Below are 18,910 nucleotides of genomic sequence, written 5' to 3' on the forward strand. Positions count from 1 at the left end.
GCCCGCGGCCGGGTACGGGTGGTGCGGAGGGGTTCGGGCGCGGGATGCGCTCGGGCCCCTTTCCGTTGCCGGGGGTGCCCCGTTCGGACGGGCGCCCACCGCCCGAAAGGCCCCTGAGCAGCTGGGATACGTTGTGCGTTTCATCGAGGCGGCAACGACGGGGAAAACCGAATGACGCAGAATCCAGGGTGGGGATCCGGACATCACGGCGGTTGGGGCGGATATCCGCCGCCCCCGACCGCCAAGCCCGGAGTGATCCCGCTGCGGCCGCTGGGTGCGGGCGACATCATCAGCGGGTCGTTCTCGACCCTCGGCCGCTACTGGAAGCAACTGGGCGGCGTCTTCCTGGCCGTCCACGGCATCTGGTTGCTGATCGTCGTCGCGGCCGTGGGCATCGCCTTCGCCGCGGTGCACGAGCACGTCGCCCCCGTTTTCGACGTGACCGACGGCCGGGCGCCGGATCGCGAACATCTGACGCCGATCCTCATCGCGGGCGCCACGCTCCTGGTCCTGCTGGTCGTTCTCGGAATCACGTCGCTGGCGCTCTCGGTCTCGCTCCATCAGACCGTCCTGCGGAACGCGGTCCTCGGCCGTCCCGTCGCCTTCCGCGCGCTGTGGCGGGCGACCTGGCGGCGGGCACCCGCGGTGGCCGGCACGGTCGTTCTCTCCGGACTGATCGCCGCCGCCCCGATGCTCGTCGTCATGGCGGTCTGGCTGCCCATGACCATCGCCGGCGCGGCGGACGATTCCCCACCCGGGACGGTCGTACTGCTGCCGTTCCTCCTGATCCTCACCATGCCACTGATGGTCTGGCTCACCACGCTGTTCGGCCTGGCGCCGGCCGCCGCAGTGATGGAGCCGGCCGGGCCCGTCACCGCGCTGCGCCGCTCGGCGCGCCTGGTCAAGGGCGACTGGTGGCGCGTCTTCGGCGTCACCCTGCTCGCCGGCCTCATCGCGGGGCTGTTCGCGTGGCTGATCCAGCTGCCGTTCCACCTCGTCGCCCTGTTCACGCTGATTCCGGCGGTGTCCGACATACCCGAGGGCGGGGTTCCCCCGGTCGGCGCGCTCTTCCTCTCCGTCCTGCTCGTGCTGGTCGGCGGGATCGCCGGCCAGCTGGTCCAGACCGGCTTCGTGCAGTTGGTCAGCGGTCTGTTGTACGTCGACCTGCGGATCCGGCGCGAGGGCCTGGCCGCGGAACTCCTCCGCGCGGTCCAGGCCGGTCCGGCCGCTCCCGTGCCGTCGTCGCCGGTCGGCTGACCCGACGCACACGGCCGACACCGCGCCCCCGGTCACCCCGGGGGACGGGGCCGGCCTTCCGGCGGGGCCGGGCGACGGCGATCATCGGCGCAAGGATCGGCGGAGGGGGACTCGTGGACGAGTTGGATGCTCGGCTGGTGGGCGCGGTGGGCGCGGGGGACGCGGATGCCGTGCGGGAGTTGCTGGAGGCGGGCGCGGACCCTGACGCGGTGGGCGGGGACGGGCTGCCGGTGTTGTGCGCGGCGGTGAGCGCGTACGCGGTGGAGACCGTACGGGCGTTGGTCGAGGGCGGTGCGCGGCCGGACCGGGTGCCGGCGGACGGTACGACCCCGCTGCTGCGGGCCGTCGAGGGTGGTTCTCCGGCCGTGTGGGACGCGTTCCTGTCGGCGGACGTGAGGGAGCGGCTGTCGGAGGGGGAGCGGGTACGGCTGCTGGGGGCGGCCCGGCGGTGGTACGAGGCCGGCGCCGAGGCGGAGTTGCGGCGGCTGACGGGGGCGGAGGGGCCGGCGCGGGTGGAGGTGGTCGCGGAGGGCGAGTTCGCCCGGGTCGAGGAGATCACCCTCGGCGGGCGGACCGTGCGGGGTGGTCACGGGGCCGTTCTGACCCGCATGGAGTGGGAGTTCCGGATCCTGGCGCCGGTGGACGAGTTGATGGGCCGGGCGGTGCGGTTCGAGGACGAGGACCACGTCGACCGGTCGGCGGTGGACTGGATTCTTCTGGTGCGGGAGAGCGCGGAGACCTGGTTGCAGGTGGTGGAGCACCACCGGCACCCCTTGCCCGCGCATCGGGCGTTCGTCGCCGACTTCCTGAGCATGGGCGACATGGGGTGGGTGGTCGCGCACCCCCGCTGGTACGAGAAGCAGCGGTTCGCGCTGCTCCCCGGGTGGGCGGAGGTGGAGCCGGACGGAGGGGTGCTGGCGCTCGTGCTGGGCCTGCTCTGCGCCGACGAGCATCCACGGGCGCGGGAGTTCGGGCTGCGGTACGCCGGGCATCCGGACCCGAGGGTGCGGCGGCGGGTGCCGCCGCTGTTCCTCCGGCCGCTCGACCACGAGACGGCGCGGGTGGTGCAGGACCTCGGGCGGGACGTCGACGCCGGGGTGCGGGCGGCCGCGGCGGAGGCGCTGGCGTGGGAGCCGCTGAGACAGTCGGAGCGGGAGGTGCTGTTCGCCCTGCTTCGGGACGAGGATCCGCAGGTCAGGGAGCGGGCCGTGTACGCGGCCGGTCACGGGTCCGACCGCTCGCCGGCCATCGCCGAGGCGTTGATGGAGCTGCTCGACGTCGGGGACCAGGACGCCCGGCTCGGGGTCGCCTACGCCCTGTCCCTGCGCGACGACCCGCACACGCGGGAGGCGTACGCGCGGGTGGGACCGCTCGGCCCGGAGCTGGTGGGTGACCACCGGGCGGACGGCCTGTGGCGGTGGGAGCACAGGAACGCGGGCGGGGGGTGAGGGCGGGATCGGGGTGGGGCCGTTTGGTGTGATCCACGTCCCATCGGGGCCTGCGGCCCGTTTGCCGGCGCTGTGATCGCGCAGGCGGGAGGGCTGGAACACTCCCGAGGAAAGGACCGTCCATGGCGGCTCCCCGCCCCCCGAAGACGGCCGACCCCGAAGCCGTGAAGCGTCACCCCGGGCTTTTTCGTGCGATCCGGCAGCGCCAGAACCCCCGGCTGCGCCGGACGGACATCACCGTCACGGACGACCGCGCGGTCAAGCGGGCCGTGAAGGCGGCCTCGCTCGGCAACGCCATGGAGTGGTTCGACTTCGGGATCTACTCCTACCTGGCCGTCACCCTGGGGCAGGTCTTCTTCCCGTCGGGGAGCGGGACCACGCAGCTGTTGTCCTCGTTCGCGACGTTCGCGGTGGCGTTCCTGGTGCGGCCGCTGGGCGGGATGTTCTTCGGTCCGCTGGGGGACCGGTGGGGGCGAAAGCGGGTGCTGGCCCTCACCATGATCCTGATGGCGGTGGGCACGTTCGCCATCGGCCTGATCCCCTCGCACGACGCGATCGGCCTGTGGGCCCCGGCCCTGCTGATCCTGTTCCGGATGGTCCAGGGCTTCTCGACCGGCGGGGAGTACGGCGGCGCCTCGACCTTCATCGCCGAGTACGCGCCCGACCGGCGCCGGGGGTTCTTCGGGAGCTTCCTCGAATTCGGCACCCTGGCCGGGTACGTGGGCGCGGCCGGGCTCGTGACCACGCTGTACGCGCTGCTCGACGACGGGCAGATGCTGTCCTGGGGCTGGCGCGTGCCGTTCCTCATCGCCGGACCCCTCGGTCTGGTGGGCCTGTACCTGCGGATGCGGTTGGACGAGACGCCGGCCTTCCAGAAGCTGGAGGGCGGCGCGGCCGTGCGGGCGAGCGAGGCCGCCGACGGCGTGGAGACGATCGGCAAGGGTGACCTCGCGCGGATCTTCCGCGAGCAGTGGCGGGCGCTGATCCTGTGCAGCTGCCTGGTCGGGGCGTACGGCATCACCGACTACATGGTGCTGTCGTACATGCCGACCTATCTGTCGGACGAGCTGGGTTACAGCGAGACGCACGGCCTGCTGATCCTGATCGCGGTCATGCTCTTCCTGATGCTGCTGATCAGCCGGGTCGGCGCGCTCTCCGACCGCTTCGGCCGCAAGCCGGTGCTGATGGCGGGCATGGCCGGGTTCCTCGTGCTGTCCCTGCCGGCGTTCCTGCTGATCGGCCAGGGCAGCATTCCCGCCGTCACCGCGGGGATGCTGATGCTGGGCCTGTCGCTGCTGTGCATGCTCGGCACGATGTCCGCCGCCCTGCCGGCGCTCTTCCCCACCCGGGTCCGTTACGGCTCGCTGTCCGTGGGCTACAACCTGGCGACGTCGGTCTTCGGCGGTACGACCCCGCTGGTGATCACCGCGCTGATCGGCTGGACCGGCTCCAACCTGATGCCGGCCTACTACGCGATGGGCGCGGCCCTGGTCGGCCTCATCGCGGTGGCGTGCATGAAGGAGACCGCCGGCCAACCCCTGGACGGGTCGCCGCCGGCCGTCGAGACGGACGAGGAGGCGGCCGAGCTGTGCGCGGCCCAGTCCCCGACACCGAGGTTCTGAGCCCGGCCGCCCCCCTGCCGCTGGGACCTAGACGCGCACCCAGCGGGTGAGGTCGGCCCAGGCGGCGGGGGTGAGGGCGAGCGTCGGCCCGTCGCTGACCTTGGAGTCCCGGACGTGGACCGTGTCGGCGCAGGTGCAGATGGCGACCTCGACGCAGGCGTCACTGGCCTCGTTGCTGTGGGAGGACTTGTGCCAGGTGACGGCGATCTCTACGCAGTCGCCGCCCTCGCTGGCGCTGTAGGAGGACTTTCGCCAGGAGACAGCGACTTCGAGACACTGGCCGCCCTCGCTGCCGCTGTAGCTGGACTTGAACCACTTGAGTGGGGTGCTCATGACTCTCCTAGCAGCCGGTCCAACAGGTCCTTCGTCTCTGCAAAGTTGAGGGCCTGTGACCGGAGCATCGCATACTTCTGAGTGAGGATGCTGACCTCGTTCGGGTCGCGCACGAGGAAGCTTCCGCGCTGGGTTTCCGAGTAGGCGAGGTGCTGGAACTCGGGAGTCTCCAGGAGGGTGAACGGGCCGTCGAGGCCTGCGTGTGCGGTGATGCCGAGAGGGAGTACCTGCATCGAGGTGGTTGGCAGGTCGGCGCAGGCCCGCAGGTGGCCCAGCTGCTCCCGGTACACCTCGTCGCCGCCGATCCGGTCGCGCAGGGCGGGTTCCCAGATGATGAAGCTGAGGGTCGGCGGGACCGGCCGGGTGAGGATTTTCTGGCGATGGATGCGGCGGGCGGTCTGGCGCTCGATCTTCTCCGTGCCGAAGAAGGGCACGCGGCAGCCGAGCACCGCGCGGGCGTAGTTCTCGGTCTGGAGCAGACCCGGCACGGTCAGCGTGTCGTACCAGGACAGGGCGAGGGCCTCGGCCTCCCGTTCCATGTACTCCTCCGCCCACGCCGGGACCGTGTCGACCTCCGGCATCCGGTTCGCCGCGACCGTCAGGAGTCCGGGGAGGCCCAGGACGCGGTCCATCTTCTCGGCGACGTTGGGCATGAGGGTGCGCCTGCCCTGTTCGATCGAGGCGACGGTCTCCATGTCGATGTGCAGCGCCTCGGCGAAGGCGCGTTGGGTCAGTCCTGCGGCGACTCGTGCGGCGGCGACCAGGGCGCCGACCATCTTCATCGCGGTCTCGTTGGGCCGTGGCCTCTTGCGTGGTGGCATGCCTGTGAACTCCCCGCGTACGCATGCGAGATACCGGTACGGACCCGTACTCATGAAGGAGTACGGGTTGCTCGCCTCCCTCACGCTAGTCACGCACGGCGACCATCGACCCGTGAACGTGGAAATCCATCCGGCCCTGCTGCGCGAGCGGTTCTACCCCCGCAGCCGCCAAACCGTCCGCTCTGCCAGGGAGTTCGCGGGGGTGACACTGCATGCGTGGGGTGTCACATGCCGTCGGGATGACGTGTTGCTCTGCGTGAGCGAGCTGGCGACCAACGCCCTGCTGCACGGCGTCCCGGCCGGGCGGGGCTACCGGTTGCGGATGCTGCGGTTCGGGGGCGTCGTGCGGGTCGAGGTGCACGACAGCGGGGGTGGTCGGCCGCGCGTCGAGGAGCGGGATGCGGGGGCCGAGGGCGGGCGGGGGCTGGTGCTCGTGGCGGGGGTCGCGGATCGGTGGGGGGTCGGGGCGCGGGTGCCGGGCAAGGTGGTGTGGTGCGAGTTCGGGGTCGGGGCGTCCGGCGCGGGGCGGGCCGGTGGCAGCGCCTAGGCTGGGTTCCGACTGCTGTCGATGCTCGAAGAGGCGACTGAGAATGAGCGCGTACGGATCCTTTCCCGGCTCGCGGCCCCGCCGGCTGCGCACCACCCCGGCCATGCGGCGCATGGTCGCGGAGACGCGGCTGCACCCCTCGGACCTGATCCTGCCCGCGTTCGTGCGCGAGGGGATCTCCGAGCCGCTGGCCATTTCCGCGATGCCGGGCGTCGTCCAGCACACCCGGGACACGCTGCGGAAGGCCGCCGCGGAGGCCGTCGAGGCGGGCGTCGCGGGCATCATGCTCTTCGGCGTGCCGGCCGATGAGAACAAGGACGCGCGCGGCACCGCCGGCACCGAGCCGGACGGGATCCTCCAGCTCGCGATCCGTGACGTGAAGGCGGAGGTCGGGGACGATCTCGTGATCATGTCCGACCTGTGTCTGGACGAGTACACCGACCACGGGCACTGTGGCGTCCTGGACGAGCACGGGCGGGTCGACAACGACGCCACGCTGGAGCGGTACGCGGAGATGGCGCAGGTCCAGGCCGACGCGGGCGTCCACGTCGTGGGGCCGAGCGGGATGATGGACGGCCAGGTCGGCGTCGTCCGTGACGCGCTGGACGAGACGGGCCACGAGGACGTGTCGATCCTCGCCTACACGGCGAAGTACTCGTCGGCGTTCTACGGGCCGTTCCGCGAGGCCGTCGCGTCGAGCCTCCAGGGCGACCGCAAGAGCTACCAGCAGGACCCGGCCAACGCCCGCGAGTCGCTGCGGGAGCTGGCGCTGGACCTGGAGGAGGGCGCCGACATGGTCATGGTCAAGCCCGCCGGGCCGTACCTGGACATCCTGTACCGGGTCGCGCAGGCGGTCGACGTACCGGTGGCGGCGTACCAGATCAGCGGCGAGTTCGCGATGATCGAGGCCGCCGCGGAGAAGGGCTGGATCGAGCGCGACCGGGCCATCCTGGAGACCCTGCTCGGCATCAAGCGGGCGGGCGCGGACACGATCCTGACGTACTGGGCGACCGAGGTCGCCGGTTGGCTGCGCCAGGAGCGCTGAGTCAGGTGTGCGCGGAAGGCCCCCGGATCCGGTCCGGGGGCCTTCCGCGTGTCGTTGCGGGGTCGTGCGGGCGGGCGCACCCTGGAGGGAGAGGCCGACTGTGGAGGTGGTCCGCGATGCCCACGCTCGTCGGATGGCATGTCGAGATGGAGTTCTCCGAGGAGGGCCACCGCACCGGCGCGGCGGCGATGCTCCGGCTCGCTGACGGCTCCGAAATGAGGGCGCGCGGCTACGCCATGCGCCACCCGTCCGATCCGGAACAGTTGCGGGTCGGCGAGGAGATCGCGGGTGCGCGTGCGCTCATGGATCTCGCGTCCCAGATGTTGCAGAAGGCGCACACCGAGATCGACGAGGCCACGGGCCGGCATTCCCACCCGCTGTAGCGGCGCCGAGCCGACGGGCCCCTGCCGGACCTCGGGGTTCGGCAGGGGCCCGTCCGTGCGGGTCAGCGGGTGCGGCGTTCGAACAGCGTCGCCGACAGGACGACGGCCAGGGCGAGGATGCCGGCGCACCAGATCAGCGCCACCCAGGGGGAGTTGCCCGCCGGCTGGTCCAGCAGGAGGGCGCGCAGGGACTCGATGACCGGGGTCAGCGGCTGGTGGTCGGCGAAGCCGTGGAGCCAGCCGGGCATCGTGTCGATGGGGACGAACGCGCTGGACGGGTAGGGCAGGAACATCATCAGGAAGGTGAAGCCCCCGGCCGCCTCCGGGGTTTTGGCCAGCAGGCCGAGCGCCGCCGCGAGCCAGGAGATGGCCGTGATGTACGCGAGCAGCAGCCCGGCCGCCGCGAGGAAGCCGAGGGGGCCCGCCTGCGGCCGGAAGCCGATGGCGAGGGCCACGGCGAGGACGAGGGCGGTGGAGATCAGGTTGCGGGCCACGGAGGCCGCGACGTGTCCGGCCAGGATCGGGACGCCGCCGACGTCCAGGGAGCGGAGCCGGTCCACGACGCCGTTGCGCATGTCGTCGGCGACGGCGACGGCGGTGCTCGCCGCGCCGAAGCCGGCGCACAGCAGCATGGCGCCGGGGACCACGTACGTGACGTACGCGGTGCCGGTGTCGATGGCGCCGCCGAAGAAGTAGACGAAGATCAACATCAGCATGACGGGCAGCATCAGGGCGGTGATCAGGGCGTCCGGCTGTCGGCTGCTGATGCGCAGGCTGCGGCCGGTCAGGGCGACGGCGGTGGGGGCGAAGGCGGTGGGGGTCGTCACGGAGTTGCTCCCGTCAGGGTGAGGAACACGTCGTCGAGGGTGGCCGTGCGCAGGGCGAAGCGGTCGATGCCGGTGCGGTCGGGGTCGACCTCGTCGAGCAGCGCCCGGACGTGGGCGGCGGTGCCGTCGGTGGGCAGGCCGAGGACGAGCTCGTCCGGTACGAGGTGCACCGCGCGCGGGGCCAGCGCGTCGTAGGCGCTCCGGTCGGTCAGGGTGAGGTCGAGGCGGTGTCCGGCGACGCGGGACTTGAGTTCCGCCGGGGTGCCCTCGGCCGCGATCCGCCCGTCGGCGAGCAGCGCGACGCGGTCGGCGAGCCGGTCGGCCTCCTCCAGGTACTGGGTGGTGAGCAGCACGGTCGTGCCGTCGGCGCGCAGTTCGCGTACGAGGTCCCAGAGGTCCTGGCGGCTGTGCGGGTCCAGGCCGTTGGTCGGCTCGTCGAGGAAGAGCACCTCGGGGCGGGAGACGAGGCTCGCGGCGAGGTCGAGGCGGCGGCGCATGCCGCCCGAGTACGTCTTCGCGGTGCGGTCGGCGGCTTCGGTGAGTCCGAAGCGTTCGAGGAGTTCGGTGGCCCGGGCGCGGGCGCGGGGGGCGCTCAGGCCGCTGAGGCGGCCCATCATGCGCAGGGTCTCGGCGCCGGTGCGGAGCTCGTCGACGGCGGCGAACTGGCCCGCGAGGCTGATGCGTTCGCGGACGCGGGCCCGTTCGGTGGTGACGTCGTACCCGGCGACGCGGGCGGTGCCCGAGTCGGGGGTGGTGAGGGTGGCCAGGAGGCGGACGGTGGTGGTCTTGCCGGCGCCGTTGGGGCCGAGGAGTGCCAGGACGCTGCCGCGCGGGACGGCGAGGTCGATGCCGTCGAGGACGCGGAGGGCGCCGTAGGACTTGGTGAGGGTGGTGGCCCGGATACCGAGGGCGGTCGTGGTCATGGGGGACCGCGCTCCCTTCTTCGCTTCTTCTGCGTATGGGTTACGCGCTTCTGTGTAAGTAATACACAGAACTAGGATGTGGGTCAACGATCCGGGAAGGAGGGTGGGCGACATGACGCGGGAACCTGCGGACGATCCGGCGCGGGACACCGGCCTTCCGGCGAGCCTGGAGGTGGCCTGGGGACTGCGCGAGCGCCCCGCCAAGGGCCCCCGGCCCACCCTCACCCTCACGAAGATCGTGGACGCCGCCGTCGCGCTCGCCGCCGCCGAGGGAACCGACGCCGTGTCCATGGGCCGCGTCGCCAAGGAACTCGGCGTCTCCACGATGTCCCTCTACCGGTACGTCACGGCCAAGGAGGAGCTCTACATCCTCATGTCCGACGCCGGAGTCGGCACCCCGCCCGAGCCCGCCGGGGAACCCGGCGAGGGCTGGCGCGCGCTGGTGTCGCAGTGGGCGTACGCGCAGCGCGCCGTGCTGATGGCCAACCCCTGGATCCTGCGGATCCCGCTCACCGGAGCGCCCGTCAGCCCCAACCAGCTGGCCTGGATGGAACGCGGGCTCGCCGCGCTGGCCGACACCGGACTCGACGAGGGCGAGAAGATCTCGGCGATCATCCTGATCGGCGGGCTGGTGCGCAACGAGGCCACCATGGCCGCCGACATGATGGACGCCATCATGAAATCCGGGGTCGCCCCCGACCAGGTGATGGCCCGCTACCTGCGCACGCTGCGTCTGATGACCGGCCCCGACACGCATCCGGCGGTGACGCGCCTGCTGGACTCCGACGCGTTCTCCGGCTCCGACGAGCCTGACTTCCAGTTCGCCTTCGGCCTCGGCCGCGTACTGGACGGCCTCGCCGCGCTGATCGGTGAGCGGTCCGCGCGGTAGGCGGGCGGCGGGAGGGCTTCGGGGCGGGCCGGTCGGGCGGGCGCGGCGCGCCGTGCGCCGTGTGCCGTGGTCGGCACGGCGGTGGGGGCGGGGCCTCCGGGGAGCGGCGGTACCGGAGGCCCCGTCACGATGCCGCTGGGGGTGGGGCGCCGGTCAGGCCGGCTGCTCCGGGGCGCTCGCCGTGATCACCGCGAACGGGCCGCCCTGCGGGTCGGTGAGGACCGCCATGCGGCCCACCGGCATGTCGAAGGCCGGGGCGAGGACGTTGCCCCCGGCGCGGGTCGTGGCCGCCTGGATCTCGTCGACGCTGTCGACCTGGAAGTACGGCAGCCAGTTGGGCGGCGTACCGGGCGGCAGGTTGTCGAGGTTCATCATCCCGGCGACCGCGCGCCCGCCGACCTTGAACTCCGTGTACCCCTCGGTGCCCGGCATCTCGGACGCGGCGGTGGTGACGGGCAGGACCGACGCGTAGAACGCGGAGGCGGCGGCGATGTCACCGGTGGTCAACTCGTTCCAGATGAGGGCGCCGTGCTCGTTGACGATGCCCGCGCCGTCGAACGTGCCGGGCTCCCACAGACCGAAGACGGCGCCGGTCGGATCGGCGACGACGGCCATCCGTCCGAGGTCCATGACGCCCATCGGGCCCATCATGACGGTGCCGCCGGCGTCGGTGACGGACTTGAGGGTCGAGTCGATGGCGTCGGTGGACAGGTACGTCGTCCACACGGTCGGCGGCAGCGGGTCGGGGACGGTGCCGTCCGGGTTCAACGCCTTCATGATCCCGGCCACGGGCTTGCCCTTGAGGGTGCAGACGGAGTAGCCGCCCTGCTCGGCCGGGCCGACCTCGCCCTGCCAGCCGAAGAGGTCGCAGTAGAAGTCGAGGGCCGCCTGCTGGTCGGGGACGAACAGGTCGATCCAGCAGGGAGTGCCGGGCTTGTAGGGGCCGTTCATGTCGGGCACGGATGCCTCCGGATGGCGCGGGGGGCGGCCGAGCCGCCCTTCGGGGGAGGGACGGCCCGTCCCCTACCCGGACGATGGGGGACGAACCGGGCCGTACGGGTGACGGGCGCCTGGCCGGCGGGTGGTGAGGGGCCGCCTGCCGCCTGGCGGCGGTGGGTACGGGGTGCTCGCGCGTGGTGCCGCGCGTGGTGCCGCGTTGCGTCGTGCTTGGCGGTGGCGGCGTGGGTGGTGCGGGCCCGCCGGGCGGCCGGGGTGGTGCCGGATTGCCTGGCGTCGGCTGGTGGGAGTGCCGGGCCGGGCGGTCGCCCGTGGGTGGTGCCGTCCGGGGGTGGTGTGTGTGTCGGGTGATGCCGGGTTCGGCGCATGGCCGTCGGGTGGTGAGGGGCGGCGGCCCCCGGGTGGTGTCGGAGTGGCTGGGGGCCGCCGTGGGGTGGTGCCGGGTGACCGGCGGTGGGCGTCAGGTGGTGGTGCGGCGGCGGTGGCGGCCCGTGCCGGCCGCGAGTGCCGCTCCGAGGGCCAGGGTGAGGCCGGCGCCGTTCAGGGCCCAGCCCGTGGCGCTGCCGGTGGCGGCGAGTTCGCCCGACGGCGGGTCGCCGATCGGCTGGAGGCCGCCGTTGGGCACCGGGGCGTTCCCCGAGCCGCCGGTGCCGGGGATGCTGCCGCCCGTGCCGCCCGTGCTGCCTGTGCCGCCCGTGCTGCCTGTGCCGGGGGTGCCGCCCGGTGTGCCACCGGCGTTGCCGCCCGGGACCCCGCCGGGAGTGCCGCCGGGCGTACCACCAGGGTCGCCGCCAGGAGTGCCGCCGGGCGTACCGCCGGGATCGCCGCCCGGGGTCCCGCCGGGGTTCCCACCCGGCGTACCGCCGGGAGTGCCGCCGGGGTCGCCGCCCGGAGTCCCGCCGGGCGTACCACCCGGGTCGCCGCCGGGAGTGCCGCCGGGGTCGCCGCCGGGGGTCCCGCCGGGTGTACCACCCGGGTCGCCGCCGGGAGTGCCGCCGGGGTCGCCGCCGGGGGTCCCGCCGGGTGTACCACCCGGGTCACCGCCGGGGGTCCCGCCGGGATCTCCACCCGGGGTGCCCCCCGGCGTCCCGCCCGGGTTCCCGCCCGGCGTGCCGCCCGGGTCGCCGCCCGGGGTGGGGGTCGGGGTGAGGAGGGTGGTCAGGTGGCGGGGGGAGCGGGAGCCGGCCCACGGGGGTGGGGTTTCCGCGTCCACCTGGGACGTGCCCCAGGAGAAGAAGGACACCGAGCCGGTCGGGGTGTCGGCGGCGAAGCGAACGCGGACCGGGACGTCGAAGGTCTCGCCGGCCGCGATCGGGCCCTGGGTGAGACCGGCCGCGTAGAAGAAGCCGCCCTCCTCGGAGAGGACCTCGACGGGCTGCCAGGTCACCGCGCCGTCGGTGCCGGTGCGTTGGACCTCGACCGTGATCTGCGAGGCCTGCATGGCGACGAAGTCCGGCCGGGCCATGACCAGTCCCAGGTTGAACGCGGCCAGCGCGCCCTTCCCGCCGTTGTCCACACGCACCGAGAGGTTCGTCCAGTCGCCGCCCGCCCGCACGCTCTCCGGTACGCCGCTCACCGTCAGCGCGGGGCCGGTGACGTAGACCGGGTCCTCGTCGCCGCCGGTCGCGCCGGTGATCCTGGTCGGGTACGCGGACGTGGGGGAGGTGCCGGTGGAGTTGCCGACCCGGCTCTTCCCGTCCGACGTCAGGTCGAACAGCACCACCGGGGTGTCCGCCGCGAAGCTGATCCGTACGTCGATCGTGCGGACCTGCCCGGCCGGCACGGACGCCGAGGTGCCCAGGGCGTAGCCCAGGGCGGGCGCCGCGCCCGGGTCGTCCACGGGCGCGGCCGGCTGCCAGACGCCGTCGGCCGTCCGGTACTCGACCTTGACGTGGGCGGACGTGAACGCCCCCGCGGCCTGCGCCACGCCCAGCTCCGGCGTGTACCCGGGCACGGCGACGTGCCCCGAGTTGTCGACGGTCACCGTGAGCGGCGTCCAACTGCCGTCGGCCGGGAAGCCGCCCTGCGGGATGCCCTGGACGGTGACCTCGGGCCCCATCAGGATCCGGGCCGACGTCTCCTCGGCCGTCTCGGACGGCTCCGAGGCTTCCGCCGTTTCCGCCGTTTCCGGCGCCTCCGCGGTTGCCGACGGTACGGACGAGGAGGCCGCGGGCTGGGCCGGCACGGCCGCTGCCGCCACCGGGACCGGGACCGGGACCGGCGCGGGCGCCACCGCCTCGGCCGGAGCTTCCGCGGCCGGAGCTTCCGCCGCCGGAGCCGGAGCCTCCGCCGCCCCCTCCGGCTTCGGCGTTCCGTCCTCCGCCGGCAAGGCGTCCGGCACGGTCACCGATGGTTGGTCTTCGGCCATCGCCGGCGCCGCCATCAGCAGTGTTTGACCCGCCACCGCCGCGGCGGCCGCCACGGCCATGCGCTTGAGCTGCATGTTCTTTCCTCCCCGGGCTCCGAACGCACGCCCGGACCCACCCCAAACCCCTTGGAACGCGCCCAGGTTAGTGAGACGGAAGGAGCCGGCGGGGAGATATGGAAATCAGAAATGCGTACGGCCCCGGCAGCGGGTGCCGGGGCCGTACGCATTCACCCGGCCGTGTGCGCCGGGCCGTTGTCAGAGCTTCTCGGGGGTGCGGATCCCGAGGAGTGACATGCCCTTGTTGAGGGTGCGGGCGGTCAGCTCGCACAGGAACAGCCGGTTCTCACCGACGACGAGCTCCGGCTGCGGCTTCACGACCGGGCACTCCGTGTAGAACGTCGTGAACAGCGACGCCAACTGGTACAGGTACGCGGCCACCTTGTGCGGCGCGTACTCCGCGGCCGCCTCCTCCACGAGCGCCCCGAACGCGTCCAGGTGCAGACCCAGCGCCCGCTCCGCCGGGGCCAGTTCCAGCTCCGGGTGGGCCACCGGCGAACGGTCGCCCGCGTTGCGCAGGATGGACCGGATGCGGGCGTACGCGTACTGGAGGTACACGGACGTGTCACCGGTCAGCGAGACCATCTGGTCCAGGTCGAACTTGTAGTCCCGCGCGGCTGAGGTGGACAGGTCCGCGTACTTGACCGCGCCGATCCCGACCTGGAGACCGTTCTCGACGATCTCCTCCTCGGTGAGCAGACCGCGCTCCGCGTCCTTGTCGCGGACCACGGTGGTCGCCCGCTCCACGGCCTCGTCGAGCAGGTCCACGAGCCGTACGGTCTCGCCCTCACGGGTCTTGAACGGCTTGCCGTCCTTGCCGAGGACGGTGCCGAAGGCCAGCTGGACGGCCTTGACCTCGTCGTTCAGCCAACCGGCGCGGCGGGCCGTCTCGAAGACCATCTTGAAGTGCAGGGACTGACGGGCGTCGACGACGTACAGCAGCGTCGAGGCCTTCAGGTTGCCGACGCGGTCACGGATCGCGGACAGGTCGGTCGCCGCGTAGCCGAAACCACCGTCGGACTTCTGGACGATCAGCGGGGTCGGGTTGCCGTCCTGGCCCTTGTACTCGTCGAAGAACACGCACAGCGCGCCGTTGGAGCGGACGGCGACGCCCGAGTCCTCCAGCAGCTTGCAGGTCTCCACCAGCATGTCGTTGTAGCCGGACTCGCCGACGACGTCCGCGTCCTGGATGTCCATGTCCAGCTTGTTGAAGACGGAGTAGAAGTAGATCTTCGACTCGTCCACGAACCGCTGCCACAGGGCGAGCGTCTCCGGGTCGCCGGCCTGGAGGCCGACCACGCGGGCCCGGGCCCGGGTCTTGAACTCCTCGTCGGAGTCGAAGACCGCGCGCGAGGCCTTGTACAGCCGGTTCAGGTTGGACATGGCCTCCTCGCCGGAGACCTCCTCGTCCGACTTGTGGTCCAGCTCGTGCGGGTGCTCCAGCAGGTACTGGATCAGCATGCCGAACTGGGTGCCCCAGTCGCCGATGTGGTGGCGACGCACCACGGTCTCGCCCGTGAACTCCAGGATCTCCACCATCGCGGCGCCGATCACGGCGGAACGCAGGTGGCCGACGTGCATCTCCTTCGCGACGTTCGGCTGGGCGTAGTCGATGACCGTCGTGCCCGGGTTCTCCGCGAGCGCGACACCGAGGCGGTCGTCCGCGGCGCGCGCCGCGAGGGTCTCGATGATCGCCCGGTCGGTGATCGTGATGTTGAGGAAGCCGGGGCCGGAGACCTCGATCTCGCGGATCAGGTCACCGGTCGCGATGGCCTCGACCACGGTCGTCGCCAGCTCGCGCGGGTTGGCCTTGGCCTTCTTCGCGAGCGCGAGGATCCCGTTGGCCTGGAAGTCGGCCCGGTCGCTACGTCGCAGCAGCGGGTCGGTCGCACCGGCCTCCGGCAGGGCGGAGGCGAGGGCGTCCGCGACGCGCTGATCGACGGAAGAAGCGAGGGAAGGGACCGAGGCCATGAGCTGCCGTTCCTGTGAGGTTGCACGTGAGGACGCACTTGGGTGTTCCGACAAGTGCCGAGTATCCCACGCGGGGGCCATCGGCCTCGCGGGATATCAGGGGGTGGAAGCAACCCCGGAGCGCTCCCCTCCGTCTGGGAGAATGGCTGAAGCCAGCATTCGAGTAGAAGGACGTGTCGTGGCTCAGAGCAGCACCGAGACCGACTGGGTCTCCCGTTTCGCGGACGAGGTCATCGCCGAGGCGGAGCGCCGAGCACCCGGCAAACCTGTCGTCGTCGCGTCCGGTATCTCGCCCTCCGGTCCGATCCACCTGGGCAACCTGCGCGAGGTCATGACCCCGCACCTGGTCGCGGACGAGATCCGCCGCCGGGGCATCGAAGTCAGGCACTTGATCTCCTGGGACGACTACGACCGCTACCGCAAGGTGCCCCAGGGCATCCCGGGCGTGGACGAGGAGACCTACGGCCAGTACATCGGGCGCCCGCTGACCTCCGTCCCCGCCCCGGCCGGATCCCCGTACGCCAGCTGGGCCGAGCACTTCAAGGCCGCCCTGATCGGCGCCCTGGACGAGCTGGGCGTCGAGTACGACCCGATCAGCCAGACCGAGCAGTACACCTCCGGCGTGTACCGCGAGCAGGTGCTGCACGCCATGAAGCACCGCGGCGACATCGACGCCGTCCTCGACCAGTACCGCACCAAGCAGAAGCCGGGCGGCAAGAAGCCCCAGCAGAAGCAGGCCGACGAGGCCGAGCTGGAGGCCGCCGAGGGCTCCGGCGCCGCCGCCGAGGACGACGGCAGCACCGGCGAGGGCGGCTACTTCCCGTACAAGCCGTACTGCGGCGAGTGCGGCAAGGACTTCACCAAGGTCACCTCGTACGACGACGAGTCCACCGAGCTGACCTACGTCTGCGCCGAGGACGCGTTCACCGAGACGGTCAAGCTCAGCGAGTTCAACCGCGGCAAGCTGGTCTGGAAGGTCGACTGGCCGATGCGCTGGGCCTTCGAGGGCGTGATCTTCGAGCCCTCCGGCGTCGACCACTCCTCGCCCGGCTCGTCCTTCCAGGTCGGCGGCCAGATCGTGCACATCTTCGGCGGCGAGCAGCCGATCGGACCGATGTACGCGTTCGTCGGCATCAGCGGCATGGCGAAGATGTCCTCCAGCAAGGGCGGGGTCCCGACCCCGGCCGACGCGCTGAAGATCATGGAGCCGCAGCTGCTGCGCTGGCTGTACGCGCGCCGCCGCCCCAACCAGTCCTTCAAGATCGCCTTCGACCAGGAGATCCAGCGGCTCTACGACGAGTGGGACAAGCTGGAGGCCAAGGTCGCCGACGGCTCCGTGCTGCCCGCCGACGCCGCCGCGCACACCCGAGCCGTGCGCACCGCCGCCGCCGAGCTGCCGCGCACCCCGCGCCCGCTCCCGTACCGGACGCTCGCCTCCGTCGTCGACGTCACCGCCGGCCACGACGAGCAGACCCTGCGCATCCTGACGGACCTCGACCCGACCCAGCCGCTCGCCTCCCTCGACGAGGTACGGCCGCGCCTGGACCGCGCCGAGAACTGGATCACCACCCAGGTCCCCGCCGACCAGCGCACCCTCGTCCGCGAGGAGCCCGACGCCGAGCTGCTGTCCTCGCTCGACGAGGAGGCCCGGCAGTCGCTGCGGATGCTCGTGGCGGGCCTCGACACCCACTGGTCCCTCGACGGGCTGACCACGCTCGTCTACGGCGTGCCGAAGGTCATGGCCGGGCTGGAGCCCGACGCCAAGCCGACGCCGGAGCTCAAGGTCGCCCAGCGCACCTTCTTCGCGCTGCTCTACCGGCTGCTGGTGACCCGGGAGACCGGCCCGCGCCTGCCCACGCTGCTCCTCGCGGTGGGGGCGGACCGGGTGCGCAAGCTGCTGGCGGTCTGAGCCGGCGGTACGGATGAACGCGGAAGGGCCCGCACCCCGGCGGTTTTCCAGGGGTGCGGGCCCTTCCGCATGCGGCGGGTGCTGCCGCGCGCGATCGGCGGCGGGGCCTCAGGAGGACAGGAAGTCGTTCTCCAGGGCGCGCTGGTAGTGCTGCTTCAACCTCGGCATCATCGCCTCGATGATCGAGACGCTGTCCGGGTGGATCGGCCCGTACCGCTCGGTGAGGGCCTGGTCCACCTGATGGGCGCTCGGGTGGCGGCCGTGCGCCTCCACGTGGGCGTGGAACGCCTCGTAGGCGGCGTCCTCGAACTTCTCCTGGTCCTGCTCCGCGACCACCTCGTCGCGGGGCGCGGGGGCGGGGGACTGCTCGGCCGGGTCCGGCTGGTCCGGCTGGTCCGGCTGGTCGGGCTGGTCCGCCTGGGGCGCCGGGGCCGGGCCTTCGGCGTACTGGGGGTCGTAGTCGCCCTTGTACTCCGTCGCGTCCGGGGCCAAGGTACCGGCGAACCAGGCGCTGTTGTGGGGTGCGGGCATGGCGGTCGGGTCCACCGCGAAGGCCGGCGGGGCGTGCGCGGCGGCGGGCTGGGGCTGGGCCGCGGGCTGGAGCACCGGCTGGGGCCGGGGCTGGGCCTGCGGCTGGTCCGGGGCCTGCTTCTGGAGCGGGATCGCGGGTCCGGCAGCCGCTTCCGGCCCGGGCCGTACGGGGGCGGCGCCGGCCGTCCCCCGCGCCGTGGCCGCTTCCTGCGCCACGGCCGTCTCCTGCGCCGTGGCCGCCGGCAGGGCCGGGGCGGTCGGGGCGGCCTGACCGACCTGGGCGGTCGCGGTCGGGGCGGCCGTTGCCGTCGCCGGGGGCAGCAGGACCGGGTCGATGCCCGCCGCCGCCAGGCCCTCCGGGGCCGTCTGCGACAGCGGGACGCCGATCCGGGCCAGCCGGAGCGGCATCAGCGCCTCCACCGGCGCCTTGCGGCGCCAGGCCCGCCCGTACCGGGCCTGGAGCCGCGCCTGGTAGATCAGCCGGTCCTGCTCCATGGTGACGGCCTGCTCGTAGGAGCGCAGCTCCCACAGCTTCATCCGGCGCCACAGCTTGAACGTGGGGATGGGGGAGAGCAGCCAGCGCGTGATGCGCACGCCCTCCATGTGCCGGTCCGCGGTGATGTCCGCGATCCGGCCCACGGCGTGCCGGGCGGCCTCGACCGTGACCACGAACAGGATCGGGATCACGGCGTGCATGCCGACACCGAGCGGATCCGGCCAGGCCGCCGCGCCGTTGAACGCGATCGTCGCCGCGGTCAGCAGCCAGGCGGTCTGGCGGAGCAGGGGGAACGGGATCCGCATCCAGGTCAGCAGCAGGTCCAGCGCCAGCAGGACGCAGATGCCCGCGTCGATGCCGATCGGGAACACCAGCGAGAAGCTGCCGAAGCCTTTCTGCAGGGCCAGGGCGCGCACCGCGGAGTACGAACCCGCGAAACCGATGCCCGCGATGACCAGGGCTCCGGCGACCACGACACCGATGAGTATCCGATGCGTACGTGTCAGCTGCATCGCGGCCACACGCG

General features: G+C 72.5%; 16 protein-coding genes. 8 read left to right on the forward strand and 8 right to left on the reverse strand.

All coding sequences use genetic code 11. The features are described 5' to 3' along the window. Positions 1 to 171: 171 nt before the first annotated feature. The 3 genes from ACFY0I_RS19260 (at position 172) to proP (ending at position 4,327) form a co-directional block, all read left to right on the forward strand. Complete coding sequence (locus tag ACFY0I_RS19260) at positions 172 to 1,257, forward strand: hypothetical protein (protein WP_388896947.1); 1,086 nt, start codon at positions 172 to 174, stop codon at positions 1,255 to 1,257. A 113-nt stretch (positions 1,258 to 1,370) separates the two neighbouring features. After that, entirely contained in the window at positions 1,371 to 2,705 is a 1,335-nt protein-coding gene (locus tag ACFY0I_RS19265; protein ID WP_388896949.1) for an ankyrin repeat domain-containing protein, read from the forward strand. Positions 2,706 to 2,827: 122 nt separating this feature from the next. After that, the gene (gene proP, locus ACFY0I_RS19270) at positions 2,828 to 4,327 is read left to right on the forward strand and encodes a glycine betaine/L-proline transporter ProP (RefSeq protein WP_281206113.1); all 1,500 of its coding nucleotides are present in this window, start codon (positions 2,828 to 2,830) and stop codon (positions 4,325 to 4,327) included. A 27-nt stretch (positions 4,328 to 4,354) separates the two neighbouring features. Here the strand turns inward: proP and ACFY0I_RS19275 are convergent, their stop codons facing one another. After that, the gene (locus tag ACFY0I_RS19275) at positions 4,355 to 4,660 is read right to left on the reverse strand and encodes a DUF397 domain-containing protein (RefSeq protein ID WP_388896952.1); all 306 of its coding nucleotides are present in this window, start codon (positions 4,658 to 4,660) and stop codon (positions 4,355 to 4,357) included. Continuing rightward, positions 4,657 to 5,481, reverse strand: coding sequence for a helix-turn-helix transcriptional regulator (locus ACFY0I_RS19280; RefSeq protein ID WP_388896955.1), 825 nt, complete (start codon positions 5,479 to 5,481; stop codon positions 4,657 to 4,659). The genes ACFY0I_RS19275 and ACFY0I_RS19280 overlap by 4 nt, the downstream gene beginning before the upstream one ends. A gap of 52 nt (positions 5,482 to 5,533) precedes the next feature. Here ACFY0I_RS19280 and ACFY0I_RS19285 point away from each other — a divergent pair, with 52 nt between their 5' ends. From ACFY0I_RS19285 to ACFY0I_RS19295, 3 genes are all read left to right on the forward strand, one after another. Then, a complete protein-coding gene (locus ACFY0I_RS19285) occupies positions 5,534 to 6,028 on the forward strand; it encodes an ATP-binding protein (protein ID WP_388896957.1) in 495 nt (164 codons plus the stop codon). 43 nt (positions 6,029 to 6,071) lie between these two features. Then, positions 6,072 to 7,073, forward strand: a complete 1,002-nt coding sequence (hemB, locus tag ACFY0I_RS19290) for a porphobilinogen synthase (RefSeq protein ID WP_388896960.1) — start codon at positions 6,072 to 6,074, stop codon at positions 7,071 to 7,073. A gap of 116 nt (positions 7,074 to 7,189) precedes the next feature. Continuing rightward, a complete protein-coding gene (locus ACFY0I_RS19295) occupies positions 7,190 to 7,456 on the forward strand; it encodes a DUF1876 domain-containing protein (RefSeq protein WP_362884015.1) in 267 nt (88 codons plus the stop codon). A 62-nt stretch (positions 7,457 to 7,518) separates the two neighbouring features. Here the strand turns inward: ACFY0I_RS19295 and ACFY0I_RS19300 are convergent, their stop codons facing one another. Then, on the reverse strand, positions 7,519 to 8,283 hold the full coding sequence (locus tag ACFY0I_RS19300; protein ID WP_388896963.1) for an ABC transporter permease: 765 nt from the start codon (positions 8,281 to 8,283) through the stop codon (positions 7,519 to 7,521). Continuing rightward, positions 8,280 to 9,206, reverse strand: a complete 927-nt coding sequence (locus ACFY0I_RS19305; protein WP_388896966.1) for an ATP-binding cassette domain-containing protein — start codon at positions 9,204 to 9,206, stop codon at positions 8,280 to 8,282. The genes ACFY0I_RS19300 and ACFY0I_RS19305 overlap by 4 nt, the downstream gene beginning before the upstream one ends. Before the next feature lie 112 nt (positions 9,207 to 9,318). Between ACFY0I_RS19305 and ACFY0I_RS19310 the strand changes: the two genes are divergently transcribed. Next, positions 9,319 to 10,095: a TetR/AcrR family transcriptional regulator gene (locus tag ACFY0I_RS19310; RefSeq protein ID WP_388896969.1), complete on the forward strand. Its 777-nt coding sequence runs from the start codon at positions 9,319 to 9,321 to the stop codon at positions 10,093 to 10,095. 153 nt (positions 10,096 to 10,248) lie between these two features. Here ACFY0I_RS19310 and ACFY0I_RS19315 read toward each other — a convergent pair whose 3' ends face one another. The 3 genes from ACFY0I_RS19315 to argS all read right to left on the reverse strand — a co-directional run bounded on the left by ACFY0I_RS19315 (position 10,249) and on the right by argS (position 15,448). After that, a complete protein-coding gene (locus tag ACFY0I_RS19315; RefSeq protein ID WP_388897593.1) occupies positions 10,249 to 11,046 on the reverse strand; it encodes a VOC family protein in 798 nt (265 codons plus the stop codon). A gap of 466 nt (positions 11,047 to 11,512) precedes the next feature. Further along, complete coding sequence (locus tag ACFY0I_RS19320) at positions 11,513 to 13,495, reverse strand: hypothetical protein (protein WP_388896972.1); 1,983 nt, start codon at positions 13,493 to 13,495, stop codon at positions 11,513 to 11,515. 180 nt (positions 13,496 to 13,675) lie between these two features. Then, positions 13,676 to 15,448 (reverse strand): arginine--tRNA ligase, encoded by a 1,773-nt coding sequence (argS, locus tag ACFY0I_RS19325; RefSeq protein ID WP_388896975.1) that lies wholly within the window; start codon positions 15,446 to 15,448, stop codon positions 13,676 to 13,678. Positions 15,449 to 15,590: 142 nt separating this feature from the next. Here argS and lysS point away from each other — a divergent pair, with 142 nt between their 5' ends. Then, positions 15,591 to 17,357: a lysine--tRNA ligase gene (gene lysS, locus ACFY0I_RS19330; protein WP_388896978.1), complete on the forward strand. Its 1,767-nt coding sequence runs from the start codon at positions 15,591 to 15,593 to the stop codon at positions 17,355 to 17,357. A 108-nt stretch (positions 17,358 to 17,465) separates the two neighbouring features. On the opposite strand, the gene ACFY0I_RS19335 is transcribed toward lysS, so the two are convergent. Then, a complete protein-coding gene (locus ACFY0I_RS19335) occupies positions 17,466 to 18,896 on the reverse strand; it encodes a DUF2637 domain-containing protein (protein WP_388897596.1) in 1,431 nt (476 codons plus the stop codon). Positions 18,897 to 18,910 lie beyond the last annotated feature (14 nt).

The sequence above is a fragment of the Streptomyces sp. NPDC001568 genome (assembly GCF_042893755.1).
Taxonomy (GTDB): domain Bacteria; phylum Actinomycetota; class Actinomycetes; order Streptomycetales; family Streptomycetaceae; genus Streptomyces.